The sequence below is a fragment of the Colwellia sp. RSH04 genome (genome assembly GCF_003545765.1).
In the GTDB taxonomy this organism is placed as follows: domain Bacteria; phylum Pseudomonadota; class Gammaproteobacteria; order Enterobacterales; family Alteromonadaceae; genus Colwellia.
In genome coordinates this window covers 106,112-120,415 of the sequence record NZ_QXIO01000004.1, presented here as the reverse complement: position 1 = coordinate 120,415, position 14,304 = coordinate 106,112, and the positions used below count along the sequence as shown (strand labels likewise).

14 protein-coding genes are annotated in these 14,304 nt (G+C 38.6%); 9 read left to right on the top strand and 5 right to left on the bottom strand.

Features of this window, described 5'->3' with window-relative positions; all coding sequences use genetic code 11:
- Position 1 precedes the first annotated feature (1 nt).
- Entirely contained in the window at positions 2 to 1,666 is a 1,665-nt protein-coding gene (ilvG, locus tag D1094_RS08275) for an acetolactate synthase 2 catalytic subunit (protein WP_118959633.1), read from the bottom strand.
- A gap of 396 nt (positions 1,667 to 2,062) precedes the next feature.
- On the opposite strand from ilvG, the gene D1094_RS08270 reads away from it, so the two are divergent.
- Entirely contained in the window at positions 2,063 to 3,586 is a 1,524-nt protein-coding gene (locus D1094_RS08270; protein ID WP_118959632.1) for a YifB family Mg chelatase-like AAA ATPase, read from the top strand.
- A gap of 17 nt (positions 3,587 to 3,603) precedes the next feature.
- Here D1094_RS08270 and ilvY read toward each other — a convergent pair whose 3' ends face one another.
- Positions 3,604 to 4,497, bottom strand: a complete 894-nt coding sequence (gene ilvY, locus D1094_RS08265) for an HTH-type transcriptional activator IlvY (RefSeq protein WP_118959631.1) — start codon at positions 4,495 to 4,497, stop codon at positions 3,604 to 3,606.
- A 189-nt stretch (positions 4,498 to 4,686) separates the two neighbouring features.
- On the opposite strand from ilvY, the gene ilvC reads away from it, so the two are divergent.
- From ilvC to D1094_RS08250, 3 genes are all read left to right on the top strand, one after another.
- Complete coding sequence (gene ilvC / locus D1094_RS08260) at positions 4,687 to 6,168, top strand: ketol-acid reductoisomerase (RefSeq protein ID WP_118959630.1); 1,482 nt, start codon at positions 4,687 to 4,689, stop codon at positions 6,166 to 6,168.
- Positions 6,169 to 6,279: 111 nt separating this feature from the next.
- The gene (locus tag D1094_RS08255; protein WP_118959629.1) at positions 6,280 to 6,600 is read left to right on the top strand and encodes a pyrimidine/purine nucleoside phosphorylase; all 321 of its coding nucleotides are present in this window, start codon (positions 6,280 to 6,282) and stop codon (positions 6,598 to 6,600) included.
- 21 nt (positions 6,601 to 6,621) lie between these two features.
- Positions 6,622 to 7,383 carry a sulfite exporter TauE/SafE family protein gene (locus D1094_RS08250; protein ID WP_118959628.1) on the top strand — a complete coding sequence of 254 codons (762 nt, stop codon included), beginning with the start codon at positions 6,622 to 6,624 and terminating at the stop codon, positions 7,381 to 7,383.
- 115 nt (positions 7,384 to 7,498) lie between these two features.
- Here the strand turns inward: D1094_RS08250 and D1094_RS08245 are convergent, their stop codons facing one another.
- Both D1094_RS08245 and D1094_RS08240 read right to left on the bottom strand, forming a co-directional pair.
- Entirely contained in the window at positions 7,499 to 7,930 is a 432-nt protein-coding gene (locus tag D1094_RS08245) for a hypothetical protein (RefSeq protein WP_118959627.1), read from the bottom strand.
- A 33-nt stretch (positions 7,931 to 7,963) separates the two neighbouring features.
- On the bottom strand, positions 7,964 to 8,521 hold the full coding sequence (locus tag D1094_RS08240; RefSeq protein WP_182440131.1) for a DUF3365 domain-containing protein: 558 nt from the start codon (positions 8,519 to 8,521) through the stop codon (positions 7,964 to 7,966).
- Positions 8,522 to 8,763: 242 nt separating this feature from the next.
- Between D1094_RS08240 and D1094_RS08235 the strand changes: the two genes are divergently transcribed.
- The gene (locus tag D1094_RS08235) at positions 8,764 to 9,006 is read left to right on the top strand and encodes a hypothetical protein (RefSeq protein WP_118959625.1); all 243 of its coding nucleotides are present in this window, start codon (positions 8,764 to 8,766) and stop codon (positions 9,004 to 9,006) included.
- 69 nt (positions 9,007 to 9,075) lie between these two features.
- Here D1094_RS08235 and D1094_RS08230 read toward each other — a convergent pair whose 3' ends face one another.
- Positions 9,076 to 9,942 carry a hypothetical protein gene (locus D1094_RS08230; protein ID WP_147361063.1) on the bottom strand — a complete coding sequence of 289 codons (867 nt, stop codon included), beginning with the start codon at positions 9,940 to 9,942 and terminating at the stop codon, positions 9,076 to 9,078.
- A 356-nt stretch (positions 9,943 to 10,298) separates the two neighbouring features.
- Here D1094_RS08230 and D1094_RS08225 point away from each other — a divergent pair, with 356 nt between their 5' ends.
- The 4 genes from D1094_RS08225 to D1094_RS08210 all read left to right on the top strand — a co-directional run bounded on the left by D1094_RS08225 (position 10,299) and on the right by D1094_RS08210 (position 14,250).
- A complete protein-coding gene (locus D1094_RS08225; RefSeq protein ID WP_118959623.1) occupies positions 10,299 to 11,720 on the top strand; it encodes a sigma-54-dependent Fis family transcriptional regulator in 1,422 nt (473 codons plus the stop codon).
- Between the two features lie 154 nt (positions 11,721 to 11,874).
- A complete protein-coding gene (gene ccoG / locus D1094_RS08220) occupies positions 11,875 to 13,257 on the top strand; it encodes a cytochrome c oxidase accessory protein CcoG (RefSeq protein ID WP_118959622.1) in 1,383 nt (460 codons plus the stop codon).
- A 48-nt stretch (positions 13,258 to 13,305) separates the two neighbouring features.
- A complete protein-coding gene (locus D1094_RS08215; protein ID WP_118959621.1) occupies positions 13,306 to 13,959 on the top strand; it encodes a cytochrome c oxidase subunit 3 family protein in 654 nt (217 codons plus the stop codon).
- A 9-nt stretch (positions 13,960 to 13,968) separates the two neighbouring features.
- Positions 13,969 to 14,250 (top strand): cytochrome C oxidase subunit IV family protein, encoded by a 282-nt coding sequence (locus tag D1094_RS08210; RefSeq protein ID WP_118959620.1) that lies wholly within the window; start codon positions 13,969 to 13,971, stop codon positions 14,248 to 14,250.
- The last annotated feature ends 54 nt before the right edge of the window (positions 14,251 to 14,304 follow it).

Sequence of the window (14,304 nt, the reverse complement as noted above, 5' to 3'; positions counted from 1 at the left end):
GTTACACACTCTCCATCATTTTATCGTTGGCGGTATTAGGTGGCACTAATGGCCAAACGTTGTCTTTAGCATCTATTTTCACATGCAATAGATATGGGCCTTGATGATCAATCATTTCTTTAAGTGCTTCAGATACTTGGCTCTTTTCTGTAATCGTTTGAGCTTTAATCTCAAATGAGCGAGCTAACTGAGAGAAGTCAGGGTTATCAGCCAAGTCAGTTTCGCTTAAGCGACCATCAAAGAACAAGTCTTGCCATTGGCGAACCATGCCTAATTTAGCATTGTCGATCAGTAAAATTTTAACCGGTATTTGATAGCGTTTTATTGTGGCTAATTCTTGGACATTCATCATGATAGAACCATCACCTGAAACGGCAATAACGGTATCGTGAGGTCGACTAATTTGTGCGCCTATGGCAGCAGGTAAACCAAAGCCCATGGTACCCATGCCACCACTGGTTAGAAAATTACACGGATCATCAACGCTAATGTGCTGTGCAGACCACATTTGGTGCTGGCCAACATCCGTTGTAATACAGGTGTTTTTCGGCATTAAATCGCTCATTTCTTTTAGCACAGCTGGGGCAAAAATTTTGCTGCCTGGGTGATCATATCGCCAGCCAAAATCAGCTTTCATTTGCTTAACTTTGGCTTGCCACTCACTAATGTTTAACGACATAGATAATAGCGGTAAATTGGCTTTTAAATCACCTAAAATAGCGGCATCAGCAAAGCGTCTTTTATTGATTTCTGCGGTATCAATATCGAAATGAATTACCTTCGCATTTGGGGCGAATTCGTTCAGCTTCCCTGTTACTCGGTCATCAAAACGAGCACCAACAACCACTAACAAATCACACTCCTGAACCGCTAAGTTTGATGCTTTAGTGCCGTGCATACCTAGCATACCCATGTAATTTTCATTATCAGCGTTAATAGCGCCTAAGCCTTTTAAGGTTGAAACGCTAGGCATGCCTGTTTGCTCAGCAAAACTTCTTACTTCGTCAATGGCATTGGCCATACCAACACCACCACCTACATATAAAATAGGCTGTTTGGCATGGGTTAATATGTCGATAGCGTTACTGATATCGGCTAACGGTAATTGTACTTTGTTGGTTAAATGTGAAAATTCTTCTAAACGTGAAGTGACTTCTGCTTGTTGAATATCTTTTGGAATATCGACAAGAACAGGCCCTTGTCGACCTTCTAACGCGATTTCAAAGGCTTGATGAAGTACATTTTCTAAATCATTAATATCGCTTACTTGGAATGAATGTTTTGTACAGGCAAGTGATAAACCGAATATGTCGATTTCTTGAAAGGCATCACTACCCATAGCAGAAGTGGCAACTTGGCCGGTAATAGCAACAACAGGAATAGAATCCGCTAAAGCGTCGGCAAGACCTGTGATTAGGTTAGTTGCACCTGGACCAGACGTTGCCATGCAAACACCGACTTTACCCGCAGCACGTGCATAACCGACCGCGGAAAACGCAGCACCTTGTTCATGACGACAAAGAAAGTGCTTCACATTGCTATCGTAAAGAGCATCGTAAATAGGCATGATTGCGCCACCTGGGTAGCCAAAGACATGCTCTACGCCATGTTGCTCTAATACTTCAAATAATAATCCGCCACCTGTTAAAGGTTTGCTGCTGTTCATGTTGATTCCAAAAATATCAATTAAAAAAAAGAAAACCCTCGGTTCTTTCGAAGCGAGGGTTTGTTATTCAGTATTTTGCTTTTCTCTAGCTCAACGAAAACCCTCGAGGTGATTTAATAATCACTACGACGAGAAGGTTGACAATAATTGAGTTAAAGTTTTTCATATTTTCTCTTTGTTATTTTTAGCTATTTATTTTTGTTTTTAGTCGCTAATTTATTTGGCCGAAAACGGGTCAGTTCGCAGCCTTATTAAATTAGTACCATAGCAAATGGGCACATAGCAAGAAGTTTTGTTATAGCTTTTTTGCACAAAGCTTGAGCAATGGTAATAACAGTGAACTATTAAAAAGTGAGCTACACTAAATTTTAAAGATAATATTAAAAAGGATTTTATATGTCACTTGCCTGTGTTTATAGTCGAGCTCGAGTGGGGTTAACTGCTCCATTAGTTACCGTAGAAGTGCATTTAGCTAATGGCTTACCTGCATTCAATATCGTCGGCCTTCCAGAGGCTTCGGTAAAAGAATCAAAAGACAGAGTTCGTAGTGCCATCATCAATTGTGGTTACGAATTTCCTGCTAAGCGTATCACCATCAACCTTGCGCCTGCTGACCTTCCCAAAGAGGGAGGACGTTTTGATTTACCCATTGCTGTAGGGATATTAGCTGCCTCAGAGCAGCTGCCAGAGATAGATCTTGCTCAATATGAATTTGCTGGTGAGTTGGCTTTATCAGGTGAGTTAAGGGCGATAATAGGTGAAATTCCAATGACAATAGCAAGTTGTCAAAGTGGACGTACATTAATCATACCAGAACAAAACACTGATCAAGCAAGTTGGGTTAAGCAAGCAAAAGTACATGGCGTAAGACATTTAACTGAGTTATACCCGCATTTTTCAAAACAGAAAAGATTACCGTTTGTCACCGAAAGAGAAGTGAAAGAACAGCCATTGCAAAACTCACTCGACATGAGTGATGTTATCGGTCAGCCTTTTGCAAAACGTGCCTTAGAGATTGCTGCTAGTGGTGGTCATAATTTGCTTTTGATTGGTCCACCAGGTACGGGTAAAACCATGCTAGCAAGTCGCTTAGCAGGTATTCTGCCAAAGATGACTGAACAAGAGGCGCTTGAAATTGCAGCCGTTCAATCAATTAGCCACCAAACTATCGATCAACAATCATGGTTTACTAGACCCTTTAGAGCACCGCATCATACCGCTTCTTCGGCAGCCCTTGTTGGCGGTGGGAGTCAACCAAAGCCCGGTGAAATTTCGTTAGCACATAACGGTGTCTTGTTTTTAGATGAACTACCCGAGTTTGAACGTAAAGTCCTTGATGTATTGCGAGAACCGATGGAGTCAGGTGAGGTGACCATATCGCGAGCGTTGCATAAGCAATGCTTTCCTGCAAGGTTTCAACTTATTGCAGCAATGAACCCTAGTCCAACGGGGTTTTATAATGATAATCGAAGTACACCAGAGCAAGTGTTACGGTATCTTAATCGTTTATCAGGCCCTTTTCTTGATCGCATTGATATTCAAATTGAAGTGGCGAGATTACCTAAAGGCACTTGGGCACAAGATAGCTCAGGCAATGAGACCAGTTGTACTGTTCGTGAGCGAGTTGAAATATGCCGTGCAAAACAAAACGCACGACAAAGTAAAGCCAACGCTCACCTTGAAGCCAGTGAATTAAAACTGCATTGTCAATTATCAGCTCAAAATAATGAATTTCTTGAGCTGGCAGTTGAGAAATTAGGCTTATCAACACGTGCTCATCATAAAATCTTAAAAATTGCTCGCACGCTAGCAGACATGGAGCATGTTGAACATATTGCACATGAACACCTTGTTGAAGCGTTGTCGTATCGCGCAATGGATAGACTGTTACGGCATTTAACCAGCGCGGTTGCTGTCTGACTATCAGTACTAAAACATTATTGTATTGATTGGAAAAATGCTTGGATCAAAGGTTGAGAGCGTGATTGATTCAAGCAGCAAATACCTAATTCAAAGGGTTCAATTTCACCGACATCACTTAAATATTGTACCCTATCTTTCACAGGGCTATTTTCAACGACCACTTGCGGTACTATGCCTACACCACAGCCCAAAGCAACCATACTGACTAAAGCTTCATGACCTGAAACGGTGGCATAAATATTGGCTTTCCCTTGTTGTTTTTTACGATACCAATGCTCGAAACGCTTTCTCGCGGGACCATGCTCGGGCAAAATAATTGGCATTTGCGACCAAATAATGCCTTGTGAAGAGTTACTGGCTTGTTGTAATTGTTGCTGTACTTTGCATGTCATTGTCGGTGCGATTACCGCAAGAGGCACGGTAGCTAAGTGATGAAAAAAAACACTTCTAGGGAGGTTTTCTGGGTTGGCAGCAATGGCAAAATCGACAGATTGATTTTGCAGTTGTTCAAGAGCATCGGCGGCATCACCGGTCGTTAACATAATTTCAACTAACGGATGCGCTACTCTGAATCGATCGAGCAGTGGCGGCAAATGACTATATGCTGCCGTTACTGAACAGTAAATATGAAGTTTCCCCGTTAACGCTTGCTGTTCTTGAGCGATAGAGTGTTTAAACGTTTGCCATTGCTCTAATTGCTGCTCGGCAAAGCGTTTAAATTTTTTACCTTCTTCAGTCAGTACTACCGTACGATTATCACGATGTAATAACTCACAGGCTAACTCTTGTTCTAAACGTTGTATTGCCCTGCTCAAGGTTGAAGGACTCATGTGGTGCGCTTGCGCTGTTTTACCAAAGTGTAAACTAGTGGCGAGGTGTTGAAATATCGCGAGTGCTTTTTGATCCATAACAAGGCTTCTTTCATGTGGCGAGATAATATTTAATAGTATATTGCAAAAAACGCAATACTACGATGCAAATATATCATTTTTCGCAACACGGATTGTGCGCTATGCTTCAATCATCAAAATTCAGTACGTGCCATTAAAATCTAATGAACGTATTAATATCAGTTATTGTTATACCGAGGAAAGGCCATGAGCAATTATTTTAATACCTTAAGCTTACGTGAAAAGCTTGAACAATTAGGCAAGTGTCGATTTATGAAGCGTGAAGAGTTCAGCGATGGCTGTAACTTCATTAAAGATTGGAACATTGTCATTGTTGGTTGTGGTGCACAAGGTTTGAACCAAGGTTTAAACATGCGCGATTCTGGTTTAAACATCTCTTATGCCTTACGTGACGCGGCTATTGCTGAAAAACGTCAATCATGGCAGTGGGCTACAGAAAATGGTTTTACCGTAGGCAACTACGAAGAATTAATACCTCAAGCTGACTTAGTATTAAACTTAACACCTGATAAGCAACATACTTCAGCGGTAACTGCCGTTATGCCTTTAATGAAGCAAGGTGCAACGCTTTCATACTCTCACGGTTTTAATATCGTTGAAGAAGGTATGCAAATTCGTCCAGACATTACGGTTGTGATGGTAGCGCCTAAGTGTCCTGGTACTGAAGTACGTGAAGAATACAAGCGTGGTTTTGGTGTACCAACCTTAATCGCTGTTCACCCTGAAAATGATCCACAAGGTAACGGTTTAGCGATTGCAAAAGCCTATGCTTCTGCAACAGGTGGTGATAGAGCTGGTGTATTAGAATCATCATTCATTGCTGAAGTAAAGTCTGACTTAATGGGTGAGCAAACAATTCTTTGTGGTATGTTGCAAACGGCTGCGGTATTAGGTCATAAGCAATTAGTTGCTCAAGGTATGGATGCAGGTTATGCACGTAAATTGTTACAATACGGTATCGAAACTACCACTGAAGGCTTAAAGCATGGTGGAATCACTAACATGATGGATCGCTTGACAAATCCAGCTAAAGTGAAAGCATTCGATATGTCTTTAGAGCTGAAAGAAATATTACGTCCACTTTTCCAAAAGCATATGGACGACATTATTGAAGGTCGTTTCTCTGCAACCATGATGGAAGATTGGAAAAATGATGATGCTAACTTACTTAAGTGGCGTGCAGCAACAGCCGAAACATCATTTGAACAAGCCCCAGATTGCGATACTGAAATTACTGAACAAGAGTATTACGACAAAGGTATTTTCGTAGTAGCTATGGTTAAAGCGGGTGTTGAATTAGCGTTTGAAGCGATGGTAGATTCAGGCATTATTGAAGAATCTGCTTACTATGAGTCATTACATGAAACGCCATTAATTGCTAACTGTATTGCACGTAACAAACTATACGAAATGAATGTTGTTATCTCTGATACTGCTGAATACGGTAACTACTTATTTAGCCATGCAGCGGTACCATTATTAGAAGAATATGCTTCGCGCTTAACACTGGAAGAGTTAGGTGACGGTATCACTGGTTCAAACGGGGTTGATAACGTGCGTTTAATCGAAGTGAATGAAGAAATTCGCAACCACGGTGTTGAGATTGTCGGTAAAGAACTTCGTGGTTACATGACCGATATGAAAAAAATTGTAGAAGCGAATAGCTAATACTCAATGCTAACCTAGAATACAGGTAAGTAAACAAGAATCGGCATGTCACTTTAAAAAGGGCAGGCCGATTTTTTTTGCAATATTTTTAATCATTAATAGGAACAGAAGATGGCTGAATTTAATAATGTGACGGTAACTAAAGCGGCTAGTGTGTATTTTGATGGTATGGTCACCAGTAGAAAAGTGACCTTTGCTGATGGAAGTTTTAAAACCTTAGGTATTATGCAAGTAGGCGATTATAAGTTTGCAACCAAAGAAAAAGAGCTGATGGAAATACTCGCGGGTGAATGTGATATTTTATTACCTGAAACAGAACAATGGCAAACTATTGGCGCAGGCGAATCATTTTATGTCCCTGCGCACAGTAAATTTGAAATTAAAGCCAAAACCTTAATTGACTATTGCTGTAGCTATCTAGCCAGCGAATAACGTTTAAAAACAAGGATGATAATGTTTAACACCCTAGATATAACACAAGGAGCCTTGTTAATCGTAATAGGATTAATTGCAGGCGTTATTAATACGTTGGCTGGCGGAGGCTCAAATCTATCGTTACCAGCATTAATGATGTGTGGTTTACCTGCTGATATCGCTAATGCAACAAATAGGGTAGGTGTATTACTGCAATCAATTACTGCAACGAAAGGGTTTTATCACCATAAAAAGTTAGAGTTAAGTGCAATAAAAAATACCTTTTGGCCTTTATTGCTTGGCGGTTTATGTGGCGCGCTAACGGCTTCATATTTAAATGTTGAACTATTAAAGCCTTTACTTTTAGGTACTATGGTTGCCGTGTCTTTATGGGTTGTTATTAAAAGTGATGCTGACTCAGAGCAACAAAGCGAGCCTGAAAGTTGTTATGCCTCTATTGGTCGATTATTAGCGGTGTTTGGCTCAGGGTTTTATGGCGGTTTTGTACAAGCAGGTGTTGGTTTTGTGTTAATTGCAGCGTTTGTTGGTATGCTCAATTATAATTTATTAAGGGCCAATGCAATGAAAGTGGTCGCGACGGTTATTTTTACCAGTGTGGCGCTAATTATTTTTATTTTTCGAGATCAAGTCGCTTGGATACCCGGCTTATTACTCGGCGTAGGTAGTATTGTTGGCGCAAAAGTCGCTGTGCAATTTGCCGTAAACGTTAAAGCAGGCACGTTAAAAATCATGGTATTACTGATGACGGTTATAGCAAGTGCAGCAGCACTAATTACATAACCTAAACTCAGTATAATAAATAGCTCCCTAGCGGCTATTTTCTTTACTGCTGTGTTGAATACATAAAAAATAGAATGACTGCTTGTAATGAATTAACTTTAAATTAAGAAAAATATCAATTTTTCTCTGGAATACTTTGTAGAGGTTTATTGATTAAAGCACTTAGCTTTATTGCTTGTTGTTTTTCGTTGTAAGTTAATGCTTTATAGCCCCTAGGGTATGGCCAACCATAGCCCCAACGAAAAGAGGTTGGTAAATAAGGTGTTCCACCAACACGAACACCAGCAAGCATCAATTGCGCTATTTCTGGTTCTCCTACTGCAGCAACACATTGTTGAAGTGCTTCATCGGCAATTAACCTTTCCTTAGCTGTTCCCCCCTGCCAGTAAGCTAAGTCGTGTGCTGTACAGCAAGAAAGCCAAAGGTGAGACTGTTCAAAGGTACCATCAGGAAAAACACTACATCCGTCAGAAGTGAAAGGGGCTAATTCGTCAGCGGCAGCGTTAAAAGCTGTAACTAATAAAATAATAACTATATAAATACGCATAAAATTTCTATATGGTTGTCAGTGTGCATATGCTTAAAGCTTTTTAACTAAACTAAAAGCCCCACGCACATCACCTAATTTATAGCCTGTTGCATTATCGTTTGGGTAGTGTTTTTTTAAAGCTTGTTCTACTTCTGGAGCTATAGTGCTGCCATGACAATTTAAACATACTCCTTCAATTAACTGAGCTTTCATATAACGAAATTCATTATTGATAATTTCAGCGTGTTCAAGAGGGCTTTTTGTATTTTCGCTATTATGTTTGGCAAATTGTCGTAATACTTTTGCTTCATAATTATTTGCAGTCGCATTGTTAGCATTACGTGTTTTCAAACTAACACGGCTTATATCCCATTGCGTTTTCTGGCTTAATGTTTTGGCTATTTTGGGTGCTTCAGTAGCGCATACATCAATGGCGTGCACTAAACCACTAGATTGTATTGCTTGTTTTAATGTTGGCTTTAATGTGTTGGCAAAGCTTTTTACTATTGTTTGCGCTTCAGCAGTTAATTGCTGTTTGCTTGATGAGTTATTGGCCTCAGCACTTATTGTGGTGAGAATGAAAAAAGTGAAGCTGGCAATCGCTGTCATTTTATTATTCATAATAATAATGAGTTAAGAAATGATTTGATAGTTATAACCTTAATAGCGTCAGTTTGCACATAACTAGTGAATATTTTGGTTATTAATGCAGAGATTATCTCATTAAAGCGAAATAACATTTAAAAACATCTTCCGTATGAAAGATAACAGCAATAAGGACTGAAATTGTTATCTTATGGTTATCGAATTAATGAGTCATTGATAGGCAATTGCCTAGAAGGAGAGTTTCTATGAAATCTATAACATTAATCTCAACGGTTGTTTTTTCTTTACTGGCATTTAATGTGTTGGCAAATGATACAAACGAATTGGTAGAAAACCCTAAGTTTGCTGAGAAGTTAGAGCAAGCATTAGAAAATAGACTAGCGTCACAACATTACGATATAGAAGCTAACTTACAAGTACAGTTAGAAGATGAATTAGAACAAAATATTGACGTTGCGGTTGAAGAATTTGTAAAGCAAGCTAAATAATTAACTACCGTAATACTCTCCAGTGTTAGTCGCTTCTTGGGATTGAATATGTCCCAAGGCGCGGCTTTTTTATTGCTCATTCTGAATTTTTGTATTTATCCAAAGTCGTTCATCTTTTATTAATGCTTTGGTTCGTTCCGTTAAAGAAGCGTTAGTAAGGGTGAAGCTGATCCTTTGATTAAAGTTTACTTTAGTAAGTAAGTTAGCAGTGATCGGGTGAGACTGGAAAAAATGTTCAAAAACACCAGACTCGATAATTTTACTGAAGCCAAGTTCTAGCCGCTTTTTAAGGTGGAGATTGTTTTTATTAATAAAGAAAAACATTGGTGCGGGATACTTAAGCAAGAAATTATCTTCAATCACTAAACTCGGTTCCGTCTTTATTTCAAACCATGGCTCATGCAGAGCTCTGGGAAAATAATCAAAACGATTCTTTTTGAGCATAGAGAGTAAATAAATGTCATAACCTTTAACGACATTGAAGTTGTTATCTTCAAGAATTTCAGTATCTGGCCAATTATACCCTTGCCCAAGAGGACGATCTTGAAGTTCTGTTAAAGAGATTTCCCGAGAAAATTTATCTTGCTCACCTTTTCTAATGATAAAAATTCTATAGCCCATTAAACCTTTTAAAATAGGGATATATATCGCCTGAAGATCTTGTTCTAGTTGTTGAGATGTCATACGCCAATGAATATCAATAAATTCATTTCGCTTTAATGATGCTGATGTTCTCGCTTGCGACATTTCAAATGCTACGGGCTTCAAGGTATAGTCACCAAACTCCTCTTTCGTGGCATTTAAAATAAGCGTCAGCAAATCAACAAAATAACTTTGTTTAGGGTCAGGATATTTTTTAGATTCAATATATCTGATTTGATTGGTTTGGTTAGCAAAAGCAGAGGTAGATACAAACAACAAGATAAGAGTGTACATAACAATGCACGTCAGTTGCGATGACTTAAATGCGCTGATTAGCCAATGTTTTTCCACTGTGGCGACCTCTCTCCTTGGTTAACTTGTCATAAACGTTATCATATTTTCTTGCTTTGCTATTGATAAACATAGTTCATTGCTGAAAATATCAATAAAGGTCAACACGCTCTTATGTGCTCTAGTTTAAAACTATAGGGTTAAAATAAGAGCTTGTCTAAATTTCAAAGTCACATACTTAGGCTTTCATATTGAGAAAATGCGATATTGATGAAGCTCTCACTATTAAAGTCTTTTCATTTTATAAAAAGTCAGTCAAAATCTAAACCACGATATATCGTGCACTCTAAAGGTTGATAATGAAAAATACACTAAAGCAGTTTCTTGCTGACTCTGAATTACTATTAAATGCCGTGGGTGAGGGAGTATATGGTTTTGATTTAGCAGGAAAAGCGGTATTTATTAATCCTGCTGCCGAGCAAATGACAGGATGGAAATCTAGTGAATTACTAGGTAAGAATATTCATCAATATCATCATCATAGTCACGCAAACGGTGATGAATATCCTGTAGAAGAATGCCAAATATATAATACTATGCATGATGGCATTGAACGAAGAGTCACCAATGAAGTTTTTTGGCGAAAAGATGGTAGCTGCTTTCCAGTTGAGTACACTTCAACACCTGTGTACAAAGATGATAAAAGAATAGGTGCTGTCGCGGTATTTCGTGATGTTAGTCAACAGCGCTTGGCTGATGATAATTTGAGAAAAGCGCTGCAACAAGTGCAGGAGTTAACGGAAAAGCTGCAAGCCGAAAATACTTATTTACAAGACGAGATAAATGAAACGTGGTCAGGCTCTGGTTTAGAGGGGATCAGTAAGCCTTTTAAACAAATGCTAAAACAAATAAAACTGGTTGGGCAAACAGACAGTACCGTATTAATTCTTGGTGAAAATGGTACAGGCAAGGAGGTAGTGGCTAGAAATTTACACCAACTCAGTGAGCGCTGTAATTCACCAATGATGAAAGTGAACTGTGCAGCATTCACTTCAAGTTTGCTTGAATCGGAATTATTTGGCCATGAGAAAGGTGCTTTTACAGGTGCTAATGAGCGCAGAAAAGGTCGTTTTGAGCAGGCTCATCAAGGTACATTGTTTCTTGATGAAATTGGCGAGCTTTCTTTAGAAGCCCAAAGTAAGCTATTAAGGGTACTTCAAGAGCGCGAGTTCGAAAGAGTGGGAGGTAGTAAAACGATTCAAGTCGACATCAGAATAATTGCCGCTACCAATAGAAACCTGCTTGAAATGGTTGCTGATGGCCAGTTCAGGATGGATTTATATTATCGATTGAATGTTTTTCCTATTGAAGTGCCTTCATTACGCGAAAGAATCGATGATCTTCCTATTCTATGTGACAGTATCTTGCAGCAACTGAACCATAAACTAAAAAAACATATTACGGGCGTTAATAAACGCAGCTTGTACAAGTTAAGCCAATATTCTTGGCCCGGAAATATTAGAGAACTGCAAAACATATTAGAGCGAGAAGTTATTCTGACAACATCAAGAGTATTAGATGTTAAGCAAAGTTTTAAAGCGTTAATACAGCCAAAAGTATCAGAAGTTAAAACGCTTGCAGAAGCAGAAAGAGATCATATTCTTGCGGTATTAGATGAATGTAAATGGCGAATTGGCGGTACACGTGGTGCCGCTAAAATTTTAGGACTACCTGATAGCACCTTACGTTCAAAAATGAAAAAACTGCATATTAAAAGATAAAAAAGGCACGACATATCGTGTAGGCGCGGTATATCGTGCTCAATCGGTTTTGCTTTTTTGTTTATATGTATAAAATACAGCGACTTACCTGTATGAAAAGCTGGCTTGATTATTGATATTAGGTAAACATAACCTACTGCCTAGAAGTCAGAAAATGAAGTTTGATATTAAAGAAGAGCAACTCATCATTAAGCCTTATGAAAATGAAGGCAACATCCAAGTAAGAGAACAAAAAGGTCATTATCAAGGTATACGTCGTAAGCTTAGCTGGTTGCTGATGATTACGTTTATGCTAGTACCGTTTATTTCCTACAATGGTCAACAAGCTGTATTACTAAATATAAGTGAACAACAGTTCAGAATTTTTGCTATTACTTTTTGGCCGCAAGATTTTATTTTTTTGGCGGGCATATTCATGGTCGCGGCTTTTGCCTTGTTTTTTGTTACAGCTTGGCTTGGGCGAGTTTGGTGTGGCTATACCTGCCCACAAACCATTTGGACACTCGCCTATGTTTGGGTAGAACATCGCATAGAAGGTAGCCGAAATAAACGCATTGCCTTAAATAAAAAGCCTTGGTCGATAGAAAAGATTAATAAAAAAATACAAAAACACAGTATTTGGTTTTTGATGTCTTTTCTGACTGCAACGACTTTTGTTTCTTATTTTGTCCCAGTCGTCGAACTGTATAGCACAATGCTGTCATTTGAATGGAGTGGTTTAATCACCTTCTGGGTCTTTTTCTTTGCGTTATGTACCTATGGTAATGCAGGCTATTTACGTGAAAAAGTGTGTACGCATATGTGTCCTTATGCCAGATTCCAATCGGCTATGTTTGATAAAGATACTTTGATTGTCGCTTATGATAGTAAACGAGGTGAAAGTCGTGGCAGAAGAAAACGTAAAGACGACCCTAAAACACTAGGATTAGGTGATTGTGTAGACTGTAATTTGTGTGTTGAAGTATGCCCAGTTGGTATAGATATTCGCAACGGCTTGCAATATGAGTGTATTAACTGTGCTTTATGCGTTGATGCATGCGATCAAACCATGGATAAATTTGGTTATGAGCCTGGGTTAATTTCATACACTAGTGAACAACAACTTGCAGGTAAAAAATCAGTTAAGTTTAGCTATAAACTATTCGGCTATGCCTGCTTTACCGTGTTAATAACAGCACTTATGATTTTTTGGCTTTATAACCGCATTCCGTTAGAAGTATCGGTTCTACGTGATAGAAATGTGCTTTATCGTATGAATTATGAAGGTCATGTTGAAAATATTTATACCTTAAAAATATTGAATAAACATCAACAAGCACTTAATTATACTATTGATGTACAAGGCATTAGCGATGTCAGTATTAATGTGCCTGACAAGTTACTTATTGGTGGCGGTCAAATGTTGCAAATTCCAGTTACTTTGGCGACAGACGGCTATAATTTAGATAAGAAGATGACTAATATTCGTTTTGTGGTGAAGGCAATTGAACACCCTAGTACTTTGTTATCAAAAGACACCGTATTTTTTCGTGATTAATTATTCATTCAAATACCCTGTTTTAGGCTTTGTTGAGGAAGAAATTACATGACCGTTTCACAAGCTACTAATGAGCGATTAGTTAGCCAAGCAGAAGATGTTTTTTACCTTAACGGTAGCGGTAATGTTACCTCTGAGCCTGAAACTATAAAAAAAATACCGGGAAATAAAGCGGTTTGGGTCGGTATTTTTGCTGAATTATCTGAATTTGCGGTATTTTTTATCGCGTATTTTATTGCTAAAGCACATAACCCCATTGAATTCGAGCAAGGGCCATTAGCGTTAAATACATTGGCAGGTACATTAAATACGTTTGCCTTAATTACCAGCAGTTATTTTGTTGCTAAAGCATTAGCTGCAATTCGTGTCGATGATCCACAAAAAAGTATTCGATGCTTAAGTTATGCCGTTAGCTGTGGGGCACTGTATTTGCTGATTAAATTTTGGGAATACCATTGGAATGTAGACCATGGCATTCATGCCGATACCAATAGCTTTTTCAGTATGTATTACTACATGACGTTTAATCATTTGATTCATGTGTCTTGGGCCAGTCTAAGTTTGTTATGGGCCATCTCACAAATTAAAGTTGGAAATTACAACAAAGAGCGACATGTTGGTTTAACTGCTATTGCCTGTTATTGGCACATGGTTGATCTAGCTTGGGTGATAATATTTCCTTTGCTTTATGTGTTGCGTTAGGAGCATACGATGACATTAGATAAATTAGATATTACTTGGCTTACGTTAATTGTAATTACTATGGCGAATGCACTCGTTGCAGAAACAGCAGAGCCACATTTATTGATTACAGCAATTATCTGTTTTTCAATTGCTTATAAAGGTCGGCGCATTATAGATAACTTTATGGAGCTAGCCCATGCTAATGAGACGATTAAAAAACTAATGCGCGCTTACTTTTATATTTTTCCGGCACTGATATTTCTTACAGATGCTTTTTCAACGCAATTAGCTGCCATAACAACGTTATAGCAGCGTGTAACTTGCAGTTATATAACGATAAGGGTAAATTGATGAGCTAACGCA